Source organism: Kumtagia sp. (genome assembly GCF_059502445.1).
In genome coordinates, this window is record NZ_JCACER010000098.1 from 1 (window position 1) to 16,436 (window position 16,436).

Annotated in this window: 12 protein-coding genes; 2 read left to right on the forward strand and 10 right to left on the reverse strand. The window is 66.8% G+C overall.

Annotated elements, in window-relative coordinates:
- Positions 1 to 150 precede the first annotated feature (150 nt).
- From AC5JDC_RS25640 to AC5JDC_RS25670, 7 genes are all read right to left on the reverse strand, one after another.
- Positions 151 to 1,524 (reverse strand): FGGY-family carbohydrate kinase, encoded by a 1,374-nt coding sequence (locus tag AC5JDC_RS25640; RefSeq protein ID WP_495845836.1) that lies wholly within the window; start codon positions 1,522 to 1,524, stop codon positions 151 to 153.
- 5 nt (positions 1,525 to 1,529) lie between these two features.
- Positions 1,530 to 1,844, reverse strand: a complete 315-nt coding sequence (gene rhaM, locus AC5JDC_RS25645) for an L-rhamnose mutarotase (RefSeq protein WP_495845838.1) — start codon at positions 1,842 to 1,844, stop codon at positions 1,530 to 1,532.
- Between the two features lie 4 nt (positions 1,845 to 1,848).
- Positions 1,849 to 2,886: an ABC transporter permease gene (locus AC5JDC_RS25650; protein WP_495845856.1), complete on the reverse strand. Its 1,038-nt coding sequence runs from the start codon at positions 2,884 to 2,886 to the stop codon at positions 1,849 to 1,851.
- Positions 2,887 to 2,894: 8 nt separating this feature from the next.
- The gene (locus AC5JDC_RS25655) at positions 2,895 to 3,887 is read right to left on the reverse strand and encodes an ABC transporter permease (protein ID WP_495845840.1); all 993 of its coding nucleotides are present in this window, start codon (positions 3,885 to 3,887) and stop codon (positions 2,895 to 2,897) included.
- A gap of 181 nt (positions 3,888 to 4,068) precedes the next feature.
- Positions 4,069 to 5,571 carry a sugar ABC transporter ATP-binding protein gene (locus tag AC5JDC_RS25660; protein ID WP_495845842.1) on the reverse strand — a complete coding sequence of 501 codons (1,503 nt, stop codon included), beginning with the start codon at positions 5,569 to 5,571 and terminating at the stop codon, positions 4,069 to 4,071.
- Positions 5,572 to 5,736: 165 nt separating this feature from the next.
- Complete coding sequence (gene rhaS / locus AC5JDC_RS25665; protein WP_495845844.1) at positions 5,737 to 6,756, reverse strand: rhamnose ABC transporter substrate-binding protein; 1,020 nt, start codon at positions 6,754 to 6,756, stop codon at positions 5,737 to 5,739.
- A gap of 70 nt (positions 6,757 to 6,826) precedes the next feature.
- On the reverse strand, positions 6,827 to 7,624 hold the full coding sequence (locus tag AC5JDC_RS25670; protein WP_495845846.1) for a DeoR/GlpR family DNA-binding transcription regulator: 798 nt from the start codon (positions 7,622 to 7,624) through the stop codon (positions 6,827 to 6,829).
- Positions 7,625 to 7,815: 191 nt separating this feature from the next.
- Between AC5JDC_RS25670 and AC5JDC_RS25675 the strand changes: the two genes are divergently transcribed.
- Both AC5JDC_RS25675 and rhaI read left to right on the forward strand, forming a co-directional pair.
- Positions 7,816 to 9,906 (forward strand): bifunctional rhamnulose-1-phosphate aldolase/short-chain dehydrogenase, encoded by a 2,091-nt coding sequence (locus AC5JDC_RS25675; protein WP_495845848.1) that lies wholly within the window; start codon positions 7,816 to 7,818, stop codon positions 9,904 to 9,906.
- Positions 9,907 to 10,011: 105 nt separating this feature from the next.
- Positions 10,012 to 11,304, forward strand: coding sequence for an L-rhamnose catabolism isomerase (gene rhaI / locus AC5JDC_RS25680; protein WP_495845850.1), 1,293 nt, complete (start codon positions 10,012 to 10,014; stop codon positions 11,302 to 11,304).
- Positions 11,305 to 11,430: 126 nt separating this feature from the next.
- Here rhaI and AC5JDC_RS25685 read toward each other — a convergent pair whose 3' ends face one another.
- The 3 genes from AC5JDC_RS25685 to AC5JDC_RS25695 all read right to left on the reverse strand — a co-directional run bounded on the left by AC5JDC_RS25685 (position 11,431) and on the right by AC5JDC_RS25695 (position 16,208).
- On the reverse strand, positions 11,431 to 13,041 hold the full coding sequence (locus AC5JDC_RS25685) for a glycoside hydrolase family 43 protein (RefSeq protein ID WP_495845852.1): 1,611 nt from the start codon (positions 13,039 to 13,041) through the stop codon (positions 11,431 to 11,433).
- Between the two features lie 106 nt (positions 13,042 to 13,147).
- Entirely contained in the window at positions 13,148 to 14,194 is a 1,047-nt protein-coding gene (gene mgrA, locus AC5JDC_RS25690) for an L-glyceraldehyde 3-phosphate reductase (RefSeq protein ID WP_106774125.1), read from the reverse strand.
- Between the two features lie 433 nt (positions 14,195 to 14,627).
- Positions 14,628 to 16,208, reverse strand: a complete 1,581-nt coding sequence (locus tag AC5JDC_RS25695; RefSeq protein ID WP_495845854.1) for an FGGY-family carbohydrate kinase — start codon at positions 16,206 to 16,208, stop codon at positions 14,628 to 14,630.
- Positions 16,209 to 16,436: the final 228 nt, after the last annotated feature.

The window sequence follows — 16,436 nt, forward strand, 5'->3', positions numbered from 1 at the left end:
CCAACGCTCTGGATTCCGGGTTCCGCTGCGCGGCCCCGGAATGACGATCATCATCAGCATATGCGATTGCCCTGCCCTTAAGGGGAGGGTTAAGGGTGGGGTAAGAAGCGGCGAAAACGTCGTGGATTGCCATATGCGAAGAGCAGCCCGCTACCCCCCGACCGCCGCCCGCCAGCGCTCCGCATAGGTCGACCACGCCGGTTCCGGAGCTATGACCGTGTCGCCTGTGGCCAGCCCCGACGGCGTCTCCCGCGCGCAGAGCAGCGCCGCGCCGATGCTGGTGCCGGTGCTGCCCTTCGAGACCACGACCGGGCGGCCGCTCGCCGTCGCCAGCATCCTCGCAAAGCAGCGGTTCTGACCGAAAGGTCCCTCGACGACCGTGTCGCCCTGCGCGCCGATCAGGTCGAGGCAGGTGGCGGTCATCATGGCGAGGTAGAAGGAGACGGCGGCGAAGCGTTCCCCGGGCTCCGTCGCCTCGGCCGGGAGCCATTCCGCCGTGCGGTGCTGGAACGGGCCGGAACCCTGGTCGGTCGACGGCGTGAGCAGCATCGGCGTGTCCAGCACCCTGGCGATGTCGGCCTCGTCCGGCGTGACCGGCTTGTCGCCGAGCAGCAGCGAGAACTCGCGCCCGCCCATGAAGCGGGCCGACGGCACCGGATCGCGAAAAGCGTTGACGTTGATCAGCGTGTCACGCGCCGGGTCGAGCACTTTCGTCTCGCCGCCCACCGCCATGACGATCACCCAGGTGCCGGTCGAGACCACAGTGAACGGCGCCGGCCGGGCGAGCAGGTGGGGGTAGAGCGAGGCGTTGGAATCGTGGATGCCGCAGAACACCGGCGTATCCTCGGGAAAGCCGATCCTCTCGGCGATCCCGGATCTGAGCATCCCCAGGCGGTCGCCGGCCTTGCGCACCGGCGCCATCAGCTTCCGCCAGCCGAGCCGGTCGACCATGCTGGAGAAGTCGCGCCTGTGCGGGTCCCACAGGTCGGTATGCGCGCCGAGCGACGTCGCCTCGTTGGCGGCGACCCCGCACAGCCGGAAGGCCCAGTATTGCGGATACATCAGGATGGTCGAGACGCGGGCGAAGGCATCCGGGAAGGCACGGCTCTGCCAGAAGAACTGCGCGCCGACATTGAGGCCGCCCGGCAGGCGCGGCGAGCCGGCCTCGGCGAAGGCGGGGCGCAGCGCATCATATTCCACGGAGACTGTTTCGGGCCCGGAATGTTCGTAGTCGAGCATCGGCAGAGCCAGGCTGCCGTCGGCGACGAGCAAAATGCCGGAGCCGCCATGCGCGGTGACGACGATGGCGTCCGGCATTGCCAGATGGCGCGCTCGCGTCAGGCCGTCGAGGATGAAGGACCAAAGCCTTTCCGTGTCGAAATGCGGATAGGGGCCGGATTCGACCACGCCGTTCGCGGTGCGGGCGACCACCGTCTCCCCGAGCGAGGCCAGGTCGACCAGCGCCACCTTGGCGTTGCTCTTGCCGATGTCGACCACGGCGACGGTTCGCACGGTTTCCGGCATGCCGCTCACTCCATCCGAAAAACCGTCTCGAGCGGCACGGCGACCGGCTCGTTGTCGGCCCTGGTCTCCATGATGTCGGCCATGTGCGCCCACCAGCGCTGCATCACCGGATGGTTCGGAAGCTTGGCCATGGCGTGGTCGTCGCGGCGCCAGAGCACGCCGAACAGAAGATTGTGCTCCTCGTCGAGATGGATGGAATAGTCGGAGACGCCGGCCGCGCGCAGCAGCGCCACCAGCTCCGGCCAGATCGCGTCGTGGCGCCTGATGTATTCGGCTTTCATGCCGGGATTGAGCCGCATGCGGAAGGCGTATTTCTCCATCGCGTCACCTGCCGGTCCGGAAGCCGAGCTTGTCGACGATGCGCGGGATGGCGATCACCGCGATCAGCAGCAGGCCGATATAGACGCTGACGACCTGGCCGGGGATGTTGTTGAGCGACATGCCGAAGGTGACGAGGCCGAGCACGAAGACGGCGAGCACCACGCCGACGATCGAGCCGACGCCGCCGGCGATCGACACGCCGCCGAGGATCACCATGGTGACGATGTCGAGCTCCCAGCCGATGGCGATGTTGGAGCGCATGGAGCCGAGACGCGCCGTCAGCAGCGCCGCCGCAAGGCCCGACAGTGCGCCGGACACCATGAAGAGCAGAAAGGTCAGCCGGTCGACCGGAATGCCGGAGAAGCGCGCGGCGACCGGGTTCGAACCGATGGCGAACAGCTTTCGCCCCATCGCGGTCTTGTGCAGCACGATGCCGAAGAGCACCGCGAGCACGAGGAAAACCAGGAAGGACAGCGGCAGCGGCGGCACGGACAGCCAGGGGATGCCGGTCTCCTTCATCTTGACGAAGTAGCTCTGGCCGAGCTCGAGGAACTCCGGCGGATATTTGGTCTTGGCCTGGTCGCCGAGGATGACCTGGGTGAGGCCGCGGAACAGCGACATGGTGCCGATGGTGACGACGATCGACGGCAGCGCGAACCAGGTGACCAGCACGCCGTTGAAGACGCCGCACAGCAGACCGATGCCGATGCCGGTGGCAAACAGCGCCGCCGGCCCGAAACCGGCCTCGGCGGCGTAACCTATGCCCATGGCGGCCAGCGCGACGATCGCCGCCACCGACAGGTCGATCTGGCGCACCAGGATCAGCAGCGCCATGGCCAGCGCGATGATCGCCTTCTCCGAAAAATTGAAGGTGGCGTCGGCGAGGTTGAAGACGTCGAGGAAATAGGGCGAGACGATGGTGTTGACCACGATGGTCAGCGCCAGGAGGATGACGAGGATCACCTCCCAGCGCAGCAGCACGTCGCGCAGGCGCCGAGGTGCTGCGTCGAGCACGGTGTAGCGGCTTTCCGGCTGTTGCATCGGCGCGTTCATGCCTTCACCCGCCCGACACGCCGGGCCTCCGGCAGGATGAGCTTGTCGGGCCGCCTTTCGGCCCGCGCATTGATCACCACGGCGGCGAGGATGACGGCGCCGGAGATCGCCATCTGCCAGAACGGCGAGATCTGCAGCACCGGCAGCGCGGTCATGACGATGCCGAGGAACAGCGCGCCGAGCAGCGTGCCGGCGACCGAACCGACGCCGCCACCGATCGACACGCCGCCGATGACGCAGGCGGCGATGACGGTCAGCTCGTAGCCGTTGGCGATCTCGGAATAGGCGACGCCGTAGCGCGCCACCCAGAGATAGCCGCACAGCCCCGCCACCGCGCCGGAGATCGAATAGGCGAGTAGCTCCTGCTTGCGCTGGTCGATGCCGCAATAGCGCGCCGCCACGGGGTTGCCGCCGACGGCATAGAGGCCGCGTCCGGCGCGGCTTAGATTGAGGAAGATGTAGAACAGGATGGAGACGGCCACGGCGATCCACACCGGCGTCGCCAGGCCGAGCAGCGCCTGCTTGGGAAAAGCCTGGAAGCTGACGCCCATCTCCGAGGCATTCACCTGGTCGCCGCCGGCGATGATGATGATCATGCCGCGGAAGACGGCGAGCGTGCCGAGCGTCATGACGATCGGCGGGATGCCGAGGAAGGCGATCAGCGATCCGTTGATCATGCCGAGCACGAGACCCGTGGCGACGCCGGTCAGGATCATCAGCAGCAGCGGCGTGTCGGGATAATATTGGCTGACCAGCGCCGCCATCATGCCGGACAGCGCCAGGTTGGCGGCGACCGAGAGGTCGATGCCGCGCGTCAGGATCACCACCATCTGCGCCAGCGCCATCATGAACAGCACCGACGTCTCGGTGAGCAGGTCGCCGATGTTGTCCCAGGCCAGGAACACCGGCTGGTAGGCGCCGATCGCGGCGACGCCGACGACCAGGATCAGCGCGAGGGCGAGCTCGCGGAAGTTCAGAAGCTTGGTCATGACGCGGTGCCCTGCATCGATGTCCCGGCAGGGCGCAGCGGTAACATACCCCCACCCCTTACCCCTCCCCTCAAGGGGGAGGGGAATCCCGAGACGTTGACGCCCCCCTCCCCCTTGAGGGGAGGGGCAAGGGGTGGGGGTGCTGTCAAGCAACCCGGTTCGTTAATAAGCGTCGCCATCATCACGCGGCCTCCTTGGCGGCGCCGGTGGCCGCGCCGACGATCTGCTCGGCACTCCAGGCGCCGCGCTTGAATTCGTCGACGATGCGGCCCTCCTTCATGACGATGATGCGGTCGGCGAGACCCATGACCTCCGGCAGCTCCGAACTGATCAGCACGACCGCAAGGCCATCCTGCGCCAATTCGCCGATGAAGTCGTGCACGGCCGCCTTGGAGCCGACGTCGATACCCTTGGTCGGCTCGTCCAGCACGATCACCTTCGGCCGGGTCGCCAGCCATTTGGCGATCACCACCTTCTGCTGGTTGCCGCCGGAAAGCTCGCCGAGCTGCTGCTCCCAACTCGCCGCCTTGATCGCCAGCCGCCGGCCGAGCGACCGCGTCGCCTCCTGCTCGGCGGCGCGCGACAGGAACAGGCCGCGCACATATTTCGACAGATTGGAGAGCGTCACGTTCTCGCGGATGCCGAGCGACAGGATGGCGCCCTGATCCTGCCGGTCCTCCGGCACGTAGGAGATGCCGGCGGCGATCGCGTCGGCGGGTGACTGCACGGCGAGCGGCCTGCCGTTCAGCGCGACCGTGCCTCGCGTCACCGGCGTGATGCCGAACAGGCCTTGCATGGCCTCCGTCCGGCCCGCTCCGACAAGACCGTAAAGGCCGAGAATCTCGCCCTTGCGCAGGTCGAAGGAGACGTCGGCATATTCGGTGGCGTTCGAGAGGTCTTTCACCGAAAGCACCACCTCGCCGATCGGCACGTCGCGTTTCGGAAACACCTGGTCGACCGGACGCCCGACCATCATGCGCACCAGCTGCGCCTCGGTGACGGAAGAAATCGGCCCCTCGCCCACCTTCTCGCCGTCGCGCAGGCAGACGAAATCGTCGGCGATGCGGAATATCTCGTCGAACTTGTGGCTGATGAAGACGATGGCGCGGCCTTCGGCCTTGAGCTGTGCGACGATGCGGAAGAGATCGTCGATCTCGTTGGCCGAGAGCGCGGCGGTCGGCTCGTCCATGATGACGACCCGCGCCTCATGCGACAGGGCGCGGGCGATCTCGACCAGGTGCTTCTGCGCCACCGACAGCCGCTTCAGCTTGAACTCCGGCGGAATGGCGGCGTCGATGCGCTTCAGCAGCTCCGCCGATTTCCTGCGCATCTCGGCCCAGTCGACGAGCCTCGTCGATCCCGTGGGCATGTGGCCGGTGAAGATGTTCTCGGCGACCGACAATTCGTCGAACATCACCGTTTCCTGGTGGATGGCGGCGATGCCGGCCGCCCAGGCGTCGCGCGGCGACGAAAAATGCTTCTGCTCCCCGCCGACGCGAATTTCGCCGGCGTCCGGACGGTAGATGCCGGTGAGAATCTTGACGATGGTGGATTTTCCCGCGCCGTTCTCGCCGATCAGCGCGGTGACGCGGCCGGGCTTCAGCGACAGGCTGATGTCGTGCAGGGCCCGGACGCCGGGAAAGCTCTTCGAGACGCCGGTGAGGGTGAGGATGGGATCTGACACGACAGCGCTGACCTCTTACCCTCCCCCTTGTAGGGAGGGTCGGTGAGCAGGTGCCGCTAAGGGGCACCTGCGAGACGGGGTGGGGGTAAGGTCAGTGTGCGGATCGCACCCCCCACCCCGCCCTTCGGGCGACCCTCCCCCAAGGGGAGGGTAAGAACCGGCCGATCAGAAGATCTTGGCGAATTCCTCGACATTGGTCTTGTTGAACTCGAACGGCTCGCCCATCACGGCCTCGCCGTCCTTGCCCACGGTGGTCTCGCCCTTCTTGCCCATGGAAAGCTTCGAGCCCTCGGCGGTATCCTTGCCGGCGAGAATGTCGGCCATGATCATGGTCGAGGAATAGCCGTATTCGACCGGGTTCCAGATGGCGAAGGTGTCGCAGGCGCCGGCAAGCACGTAGTCCTTCATTTCCGAGGGCAGGCCCAGGCCGGTGATGAACACCTTACCGGTGAGGCCGCCGTCGACGATCGCCTTGGCGCCCGAGCGGATGCCGATGGTGGTCGGCGAGATCACGCCCTTGAGGTTCGGATGCGCCTTCACCAGGCCCTGCATCTCGCGGTAGCTCTTGTCGTCCTGGTCGTCGCCGTAGACGGTCGCCACCAGCGGCATGTCCTTGTATTCCGGCTTCTTCCACTCCTCCTTCATGGCCTCGATCCAGGAATTCTGGTTGGTCATGGTCGAAGCGGCGGAAAGAATGGCGACCTCGCCCTTGCCGCCCAGCGTCTTGGCGATCATCTGCACCTGCTTGGCGCCGATGAGCGGGGTGGACGACGCGGAGAGGTGGACGACGCGGCCGGCCGGCGCGATGGCCGAATCGAAGCTCATCACCTTGATGCCGCGCTCTGCCGCCTTCTTGCCGACTGGAACCAGCGCGTCGGCATCGTTGGCCGAGACGATGATGCCGTCGACCTTCTGCGCGATCTGCGCGTCGATCACCGCGATCTGCTCTTCGGCCGTCGGCTTGGCGGACGCCGTGTAGATGATCTCGATGCCGCCGAGCTCGGCCGCGGCTTCCTTGGCGCCATTGGCGCAGGCGTCGAAATAGCTGTTGCCGAGGTTCTTGACGATCAGCGCGATACGCTTGTTGGCCTGCGCGCGCGCCGGCCGCGTGATGATCGCCGGCGCGGCGAACACGACGGCGGCTCCCGCCCCAAGCTGCAATATGGTACGACGTGTGGTCTTCATGGCAAAATCTCCTCCCTGCCATCCCAGTTGTATCTTCGGGCCGGCCCATGCCGGCCCAACCGTCCGCCGATCATGCGGCGGAAGCGATTTCCTTGGCAATGGGCGCGATCCTCACATCGAGCCCTGCATTCTCCATCATCGCAAGCGCCGCCTCGCTGATCTGGTCGTCCGTCACCAGCGTGGTGACGCGCGCCAGCGGGCACACGACGAGACTGCCGCGCGGCTCGAACTTGGTCGAATCGGCGAGCACGATCAACCGTTCGGTGCGGCTGAGCAGTTTTGCCTCGGCCCGCGCCACCAGCGGGTCGGCCTCGACCACGCCGAGGGGGGTGATCGCCGCGGCGCTCATGAACATGGTCGTGGCGTGCAGGTTCTGGATCGCGTCGTCCTCGAAAGGCGACAGGATGATGCCCTGCTCGCGGTAGACCTCGCCGCCCGGCAGCGTGATGCGGTTGTCGCTGCCGCGGATCAGCGCCTCGGCGATCGGGAACGAGTTGGTCAGGATGTTAAGCCGGCGCTCGCGCAGAAAATCGACCATGGCGAAGGTGGTCGTCCCGGCATTGATGATGATCGACTCGCCGTCTTCGACCAGCACGCAGGCGAGCGCCGCGATGGCGCGCTTCTTGTCGGCGTTCTTGATGCGCTGCGAGCTGAAGGTGGGCGCGCCGAGGGTGGCGGGGAATGTCGCCGCCGGGGCGGAGATGCCGCCGTGCACGCGCCGGACCAGCCCCTCTTCCTCCAGCTTCGCCAGGTCGCGCCGCAGCGTCGCGCTGGAGGCACCGGTGAGGCCGACCAGTTCGCGCACCGGCACGACCGGCCTGCCGGCCATCGCTTCCAGTATCGCAGATCGGCGGTCCGTCTCGCGCATGTCGATGCAATTGCCCCGAACAAAATCGATCACATGAATGCACGCTCGCTCACGATCGTCAAGAACGGTGAGCGTATTGCGTCGCAACAATTCCATTGTGCGCCGCAAACGCTCAAAATCGGAGCGAATCCTGATTGACCGTGAGCGAATAGGCTCATACGCTTCGCCAAAAATCTCGAAAGGGCGGAAACATGGCCACGCAAGGACTCGCCGATCTCTGGGACGACGCCAAGGCTGCCGGCATGAGCGAGGCCGAGCTGCTCGTCTACCGCTCCAACCTGCTCGGCTCCGACAAGCGCATCACCAATTACGGCGGCGGCAACACCTCGGCCAAGGCCGTGGAGGAGGACCCGCTCACCGGGAAGCCGGTCGAGGTGCTGTGGGTAAAAGGTTCCGGCGGCGATCTCGGCACCATGAAGATGGACGGGCTGGCCAGCCTCTACATGGACAAGCTCGAGGCGCTGAAGGGCCTCTATCGCGGCCTCGCGCATGAGGACGAGATGGTCGGCTACCTGCCGCACTGCACGTTCAATTTGAACCCTCGCGCGGCCTCGATCGACACGCCGCTGCATGCCTTCGTGCCGAGGAAGCATGTCGACCACATGCACCCCGACGCGGTCATCGCCATTGCGGCGGCGAAGGACAGCAAGGCGCTGACGCAGAAAATCTACGGCGACGAGATCGGATGGCTGCCTTGGAAGCGGCCGGGTTTCGAGCTAGGCCTATGGTTGGAAAAGTTCTGCAAGGAGAACCCGAACGCCGCCGGCGTGGTTCTCGAAAGCCACGGCCTGTTCACCTGGGGCGACACCGCCAAGGCGTGCTACGAGGTCACGATCCGCATCATCAACAAGGCGATGGCGTTCTTCGAGGCCGAAGGCAGAGGCAAGCCGGCCTTCGGCGGCGAAGTGCGCAGCACGCTGCCTGCTGAGGAGCGCCGCGCCATCGCGGCCAAGCTGATGCCGGCGCTGCGCGGCATGATCTCGGCCACGGAGCGCAAGGTCGGCCATTTCGACGACCAGCCGGCAGTGCTGGAGTTCATTGCCGCCCGCGACATGGAGAAGCTGGCGGCACTCGGCACGAGTTGCCCCGACCATTTCCTGCGCACCAAGATCAGCCCGCTGGTGATCGATTTCGACCCCGCCAATCCGGACATCGACAGGACACTGGCCGGCCTGCCCGCCGCGCTGGAAACCTACCGGCGGGGACACGCCGCCTATTACGAGCGCTGCAAGCGCCCCGTCAGCCCGCCGATGCGCGACCCCAACGCGGTCGTCTATCTCGTTCCCGGCGTCGGCATGATCACCTTCGCCAAGGACAAGGCCACGGCCCGCATCTCCGGCGAGTTCTACGTCAATGCCATCAACGTCATGCGCGGCGCCTCGACCGTCTCCGACTATATGGGCCTGCCGGAGCAGGAGGCCTTCGACATCGAATACTGGGTGCTGGAGGAAGCCAAGCTGCAGCGCCTGCCGAAGCCGAAGCCGCTCGCCGGCCGCGTCGCGCTGGTCACCGGCGGGGCGGGCGGCATCGGCCGGGCGATCGCCGACCGGCTGATGGCCGACGGCGCCTGCGTGGTGCTGGCCGACATCGACGCCGCCTCGCTGGAGACCGCCGAGGCCGACTTCGCCACGCGGCACTCGGCAGACGTGGTGCGCGGCGTGAGGCTCGACGTGACCAAGGAAGCCGAGGTCGCCGAAGCGTTCACTTTCGCGGCAAGGGAATTCGGCGGGCTGGACATTCTGGTCTCCAACGCCGGCATCTCGTCGGCGTCGCCGGTCGAGGACACCGAGCTGTCGATGTGGACCCGCAACATCGACATTCTGGCCACCGGCTATTTCCTGGTGGCGCGCGAGGCGTTCCGGCTGATGAAGGCGCAGAAGGTGGGCGGCAACATCGTCTTCATCGCCTCCAAGAACGGACTCGCCGCCTCGCCCAACGCCTCGGCCTACTGCACGGCCAAGGCGGCGGAGATCCATCTCGCCCGCTGCCTGGCACTGGAGGGCGCGGAGGCCGGCATTCGCGTCAACACCGTCAATCCGGACGCCGTGCTGCGCGGCTCCAACATCTGGAAGGGCGAATGGCGCGAGCAGCGCGCCGCCGCCTACAACATGAAGCCCGACGAGCTCGAGGAGCACTACCGCAAACGCTCGATGCTGAAGCTCGGCGTGTATCCGGAGGATGTCGCCGAGGCGGTGTGGTTCTTCGCCTCCGACCTGTCGGCGAAGTCGACGGGCAATATCTTGAACGTCGATGCGGGCAACGCGCAGAGTTTTACGCGGTAGCGCCGGGGACAGTTTACTTTTTCCGCCCGCGCCAGCCTTGCCGCGCCGCGCCTGTCTGCGGAAAGAAAGTAAACTGTCCCCTGCACCCGTCGCAGGGAGGATACCATGACCGAACAACTCATCGCCGCCGACCCTGTCGAGGCCCACAACGCCGCGCGGGAAAACAACCTGCGCCGCGACTACGAGCATCTCGGCGAGCAGCTCGACCGGCGCGGCATCAGGATCGACGCCATCCGTGAAAAGGTCGAAAAATTCGGCGTCGCCATTCCCTCCTGGGGCGTCGGCACCGGCGGCACGCGCTTCGCCCGTTTCCCCGGCGAGGGCGAGCCGCGCGACGTGTTCGACAAGATCGAGGATTGTTCGGTCATCCAGCAGCTCACGCGCGCTACCCCCACGGTTTCGCTGCACATCCCGTGGGACAAGGCCGATCCGCAGCGGCTGAAGCAGGCCGCCTCGCGTTTCGGTCTTTCCTTCGACGCCATGAACTCCAACACGTTCTCCGACGGCAAGGACCAGAAGCTCTCCTATAAGTTCGGCTCGCTCAGCCATGCCGACGCCGCGGTGCGCCGCCAGGCCGTCGAGCACAATCTCGAATGCATCGAGATCGGCCGCGCCATCGGCTCCAAGGCGCTGACGGTGTGGATCGGCGACGGCTCCAACTTTCCCGGCCAGGTGAACTTCACCAAGGCGTTCGAGCGCTATCTCGACGCCATGCGCGACATCTATGCCGCGCTGCCGGAGGACTGGCGGCTGTTTTCCGAACACAAGATGTACGAGCCGGCATTCTATTCGACCGTGGTGCAGGACTGGGGCACGAACTACCTCATCGCCCAGGAACTCGGGCCGAAGGCCTTCTGTCTGGTCGACCTCGGCCACCATGCGCCGAACGTCAACATCGAGATGATCGTGGCGCGGCTGATCCAGTTCGGAAAACTCGGCGGCTTCCACTTCAACGATTCGAAATACGGCGACGACGATCTCGACGCCGGCTCGATCGACCCCTACCGGCTGTTCCTGGTCTTCAACGAGCTGGTCGACGCGGAGCTTTCGGGCGCCAAGGGCTTTGACCCCGCTCACATGCTCGACCAGAGCCACAACGTCACCGATCCGATCGAAAACCTGATGCTGTCGGCGGTGGAGGTGCAGCGTGCCTACGCGGCGGCGCTTCTGGTCGATCGCAAGGCGCTGGAGAGCTACCAGACGGAGAACGACGCGCTGATGGCGACGCAGACGCTGAAGGCGGCCTTCCGAACCGATGTCGAGCCGATCCTGGCGATGGCGCGGCTGAACGGCGGCGGTGCCATCGATCCGGTCGGGGCCTATCGCGCGGCGGGCTATCGCCGCAAGGTCGCGGAAGAGCGGCCTGCCGCGGTCTCGGGCGGCGGCGGGATCGTGTGAGGCCTGGGTCGCAGCAGATCGCCGGTCTCGATCGTCCGGCGATCTTTCAGGCTGGCAAACTCCCCGTCTCCGTCTTGCCCTTCGGGCCCGTCACCGGCCGGCCCGGAACAACGACATGCCTGCCCATCACCCCGGTGCGTATTCGAACCAGTCGAAATCCGCCGGCAGGCCGGCGCCGCTGGTGTCGAAGGCCATCATGCCGACGAAGGCGCCGGTGAAGGAGCCGTGCTCGCCGCGCCCGGCCTCGTCGGAGACGAGGCTGGCGTCGAGGTCCGGCGCGAGCTTCCTCCAGCCGTCGCCAGTGTCGTAGGCAAAGGTCAGCCGCGCATGATCGATCTCCGCCGAGAGCCGCACGGCACCCTCGGCCGGCAGCGCGGTCGGCTCGGCGAGCGGGAAGCTGAGACGGCCGTCCTGCCAGTCGCCGAGGCAGCTCATCACGGTCAGCACGCGGCCGCGCCGTGCGTCGTGGCTGATCGCGAGGAAGTGGAACTTGTGGCGGTTGTAATAGAGCACCAGCCCCGCCGCCTGCTGGAAGCTGGCCGGCTCGAAATCAAGGCTGGTTCTCGCCCGGAAGGCAAAATGTTCCTGCCGGCGGGCGACCAGCGACTGCTCGAAGAAGCTGCCGATCGACTCGCGGCCGAACAGGCGCAGATGACCGGGGCGTTCCGTCAGCGAGAAGATGCGCTGCGCAAAGGGCGTCCTCAGCCACTGGAAATCGAGCGGCAGGGCATCGCCGTCGAACTCGTAGCGCATGCGCGGGCGCGGGGCCGCCACGGCATGGCTGCCCGCCGGCGCCGGCACCTTGACCTCGGGCACCGGCGAGCCGTGCTCCAGCCTGAGCCAGCCGTCCTCACTCCAGACGCATTTCTGGATCGCCGTTTCCCGGCCCATCGGCGAGCGGCGCAGACCGGAAAGCGGCCGCGCGCAGAGATGGGTGTGGTAGACCTCGCCGTCCGGCGTCTCCACCATCTGGCCGTGCCCGGCGCGTTGCAGCGCCGCCTGCGGCGCGTCTTTCGACGTGATCAGGTGGATGTCGGGATGCAACTCGTAGGGGCCGTCGATGGCGCGCGAGCGCGCCATCGTGACGGCATGGTCGTAGCCGGTGCCGCCTTCCGCCGTGGTCAGATAATACCAGCCGTTCCTCTTGAAGAGGTGCGGTCCTTCGACCAGCCCGTGCGGGCTGCCGGCAAAGATGTTTTTTGCAGGCCCGACCAGCTTTTCCGCCCTTGCGTCGTATTCCTGGAGAAGGATGCCGGCGAAGGACGGATGTTTCGGGCTGCCGCCGACGCCGTGCGACACATGGTTCCACAGCATGTTGAGGAACCATTTCCTGCCGTCGTCGTCATGGAACAGCGACGGGTCGAAGCCGCTGGAATTGACGTAGACCGGGTCGGACCATGGCCCTTCGATCGACGGCGCGGTGACGATGTAGTTGTGCCCGTCCTTGAAGTTGCCGTCGAGCCGCTTGACGTCCGTATAGACCAGCCAGAACAGGCCGTCGGCATGAGACAGGCAAGGCGCCCAGATGCCTCCCGAGTCCGGATTGCCGCGCATGTCGAGCTGGCTCGCGCGCTCCAGCGGCCGCTTGACCAGGCGCCAGTTCACCAGATCGGTCGAATGATGGATCTGGACGCCGGGATACCATTCGAAGGTCGAGGTGGCGATGTAGTAGTCGCTGCCGACCCGGCAGATCGACGGGTCGGGGTTGAAGCCGGGCAGGATGGGGTTGCGGATCATGTTGGCCTCCGGGATTCCCGGGGACAGTTTACTTTTTTCCGCCCGCGCCCAGCCTTGAAGCGCCGCAGCCCTTCTGCGGAAAGAAAGTAAACTGTCCCCTGCATCTCTATTTCCTCGGTGGTCCCTTCCGCTCGGCCGACGCCGCCCAGATGTTGACGCCGGCGTCGCGCGCGTGGCTATCGATCTCGGCCAGCTCGGCCTCGCTGAAGTCGAGATTCTTCAGCGCACCGACGCAATCCTCGACCTGCTCGGTCCGGCTGGCGCCGATCAGCGCCGTGGTGACGCGGCCGCCGCGCAGCACCCAGGCCAGCGCCATCTGCGCCAGCGTCTGGCCGCGCCGCTCGGCGATACCGTTGAGCGCCCGGATGTTCCTGACAGTCTGCTCGTTGATGAAGGCGGGCTGGAGCGACTTGCCCTGCGTGGCGCGGCTGCCTTCCGGGATGCCGTCGAGATATTTGGTCGTCAGCATGCCCTGGGCCAGCGGCGAGAACACGATCGAGCCGACGCCGAGCCCTTCCAGCGTGTCGAGCAGCCCGTCCTCCTCGACCCAGCGGTTGATCATCGAATAGCTCGGCTGGTGGATCAGCAGCGGCGTGCCGAGCTCGCGCAGGATTGTGGCCGCCTCGCGGGTGCGTTGCGAATTGTAGGAGGAAATGCCGGCATAGAGCGCCTTGCCCGAACGCACCGCCTGGTCGAGCGCCATCATCGTCTCTTCCAGCGGCGTATCCGGATCGAAGCGGTGCGAATAGAAGATGTCGACATAGTCGACGCCGAGGCGCTTCAGGCTCTGGTCGAGGCTGGCGAGCACGTATTTGCGGCCACCCCATTCGCCATAAGGCCCCGGCCACATGCCGTAGCCCGCCTTGGTCGAGATGACCAGCTCGTCGCGCAGGCCGGAAAAATCCGTGCGCAGGATATCGCCGAAGGCGGTCTCGGCCGAACCGGGCGGCGGGCCGTAATTATTGGCAAGATCGAAATGGGTGATGCCGAGATCGAATGCCTTCCGGCAGATGGCGCGCTTCAGGCGCATCGGCGTGTCCTCGCCGAAATTGTGCCAGAGGCCGAGCGAGATGGCCGGCAGCTTCAGGCCGGACTTGCCGCAGCGGTTGTAGCGCATCGTCTCATAACGATCGGCGGCGGGTGTGTAGGACATGGAGTGCTCCTTGGTGGAACTGGCGTGCGTCGTTCGAGTCTCGCCCGCGAAGGTCAGCTCTCGCATCTTCGGCGAATTGCCCGCGCGCACCTCGGGTGAGGACCGCGGCCGGACCGCCAATCTCGAGACGCTGCCAGCGCTCGTTTCACGACAACCGCTGAAGGTCAGCGTTTCAGGCACAACGGTCCTCGAGGCGCAGCCGAGCCGCCCACGCCCCAGCCGCCGAACCCTTCTGCTCCGGCAAGTCTTCGAAAAGACTTCCCCGCGCATCCAATCCTCCAGAAGCAGCGCCGCGCCCAACCGAATCATACCCCGCCGCTCTTGCAAAGCCTCAAAGTTCAAAAGATTCACAGCCGCTGAGGTGCGAGCCCGCAATGCTTTGGCGAGAAGCGAAACGGTCGAAGGGCGAGCCTCGAAGGACGTACACCGAACACTAGCCCATCCCCTCCAGCACGCTTCTCTGCCGCTGCATCTCCAGGAACACCCGATAGTCGCGATCGTACCGCGCCTTCCCCGTCGCGTCGGGCCGGCGCTCGCGCGTCGGCTGGCGCATAGCGAGGCAGGCTTCCGCCAGGTCGCCGAACAGGCCGGCGCCGCTTGCCGCCGCCATGGCGGTGCCGAGCAGCACGCCTTCGTCCGCCACCGGCTCGACCAGGGTGCAGCCGGTCGCGTCGGCATAAAGCTCCATCAGCAGCGGATTCTTGGTGTGGCCGCCCGTGACGTGCAGGGTGCGGATCGCCGGGCCGGCCTCGGCCAGCGTGTCGAGGATGTGGCGGATGCCGAGCGCGATGCCCACGCATGAGCGCCAGTAGAGGCGGCAGAGGCCGTCGAAAGAGGCGTCGAGGGTGAGCCCCGAGATCACGCCGCGGGCGGCTGGCGCGGCCAGCGGCGCGCGGGCACCGTGGAAATCCGGCAGGACGTGCAGACCCGCGCCGAAAGCTTCGCCCTCCCGCGCCCGCAACTCCGCCACCCGCGCCGCTATGGCGCGATGGCGCCCGGCGGTCGGCTCGCCGCCGGCCGCATGCATGCGCACCATGTGGTCGAGCAGCGCGCCGGTGGCGGACTGACCGCCTTCGGTCATCCAGTAGCCGGGCACGGCGATTTCGGCATAAGGTCCCCAGAAGCCGGCCAAGCTTGTCGGCTTCTTCGTCATCATCATGACGCAGCTCGACGTGCCGGCGATCAGCGCCGCATGGCCGGCTTCCGCACCGGCCGCCAGCGCATGCGGCGCGAACACGCCGAGCGTGCCGGCGAAGGCGTCGACCATGCCGGCGGCGACCCGGCAGCGCGGCGTCAGGCCGAGCGCATCCGCCGCCTCCGGCGTGAGCGCGCCGAGATCGGCGCCGACCGGCGCGGCGCCGGAAAAGCCGCCCCTGCGCAGCAGGTCGGACAGGCCGACGCTTTCGAGGAAGTCATGCTGCCAGCCCTCGCGCTCATGCGCGGAATACGGCCATTTGGCCGTAAGCGTGCAGCGCGACCGCGCCGTCGATCCGCTCGCCCGCCAGGCGAGGAAATCGGCGAGGTCGAACAGCAGGCCGGCCCGTTCCCACGCGTCGGGCCGGTGCCGCTTCAGCCACATCGCCTTGGGCGCCTGCATCTCGGGCGACATCACGCCGCCGGCCACGGCGACCACCGGATGCGCAAGCGCGGAGCATTCCGCCGCCTCGGCCAGCGCCCGGTGATCCATCCAGGAGATCGTGTCCCAGCCTTCCTCTTCGGACGCCGAGACCGGCAGCGGCCGGCCCGCGGCGTCGAGTACTACCAGCGAGCAGGTCGCGTCGAAGGCGAGGCCGGCAATGTCCTCGGCCCGCGCATCGGCCGCGCGGCGTGCGCTCCGCACGGCGGCACACACCGCCTGCCAGATGTCGTCGGAGCTGTGCTCGGCGCGCCCTCCGCCCGGCTCGTGCAACAGGATGGGATGGTCGCCGCGCCCGCGCAGCCGGCCGCCGCGGTCGAAGATGCCGGCCCGCGCGCTCTTCGTCCCGACATCGACGGCGCAGACCAGCTCAGCCATCGAGCTGCCCTGGGTTGCCGTGGTGGGACGAGCGAGCAATGACGATGCTGATGGAGGCTAGACGCTTCGATCGGCAAAGCGCGCCCTCACCGGCCCGCTCCCCTCGCCACCTCTCCCCCGCGCGGGCAGGGCTATCGCATATGAGTATCGGAGGGGCAGAGAGCTCTGCGTCATCATTCCGGGGCCGCGCAGCGGAACCCGGAATCCAGAGTGCCGACGCTGCTCGAA

What these genes read in the sequence shown, in the direction of transcription:
- AC5JDC_RS25640 (WP_495845836.1), bottom strand. Translation starts at nt 1,524, where the DNA reads ATGCCGGAAACCGTGCGAACCGTCGCCGTGGTCGACATCGGCAAGAGC.
- rhaM (WP_495845838.1), bottom strand. Translation starts at nt 1,844, where the DNA reads ATGGAGAAATACGCCTTCCGCATGCGGCTCAATCCCGGCATGAAAGCC.
- AC5JDC_RS25650 (WP_495845856.1), bottom strand. Translation starts at nt 2,886, where the DNA reads ATGCAACAGCCGGAAAGCCGCTACACCGTGCTCGACGCAGCACCTCGG.
- AC5JDC_RS25655 (WP_495845840.1), bottom strand. Translation starts at nt 3,887, where the DNA reads ATGACCAAGCTTCTGAACTTCCGCGAGCTCGCCCTCGCGCTGATCCTG.
- rhaS (WP_495845844.1), bottom strand. Translation starts at nt 6,756, where the DNA reads ATGAAGACCACACGTCGTACCATATTGCAGCTTGGGGCGGGAGCCGCC.
- AC5JDC_RS25670 (WP_495845846.1), bottom strand. Translation starts at nt 7,624, where the DNA reads ATGCGCGAGACGGACCGCCGATCTGCGATACTGGAAGCGATGGCCGGC.
- AC5JDC_RS25675 (WP_495845848.1), top strand. Translation starts at nt 7,816, where the DNA reads ATGGCCACGCAAGGACTCGCCGATCTCTGGGACGACGCCAAGGCTGCC.
- rhaI (WP_495845850.1), top strand. Translation starts at nt 10,012, where the DNA reads ATGACCGAACAACTCATCGCCGCCGACCCTGTCGAGGCCCACAACGCC.
- AC5JDC_RS25685 (WP_495845852.1), bottom strand. Translation starts at nt 13,041, where the DNA reads ATGATCCGCAACCCCATCCTGCCCGGCTTCAACCCCGACCCGTCGATC.
- mgrA (WP_106774125.1), bottom strand. Translation starts at nt 14,194, where the DNA reads ATGTCCTACACACCCGCCGCCGATCGTTATGAGACGATGCGCTACAAC.
- AC5JDC_RS25695 (WP_495845854.1), bottom strand. Translation starts at nt 16,208, where the DNA reads ATGGCTGAGCTGGTCTGCGCCGTCGATGTCGGGACGAAGAGCGCGCGG.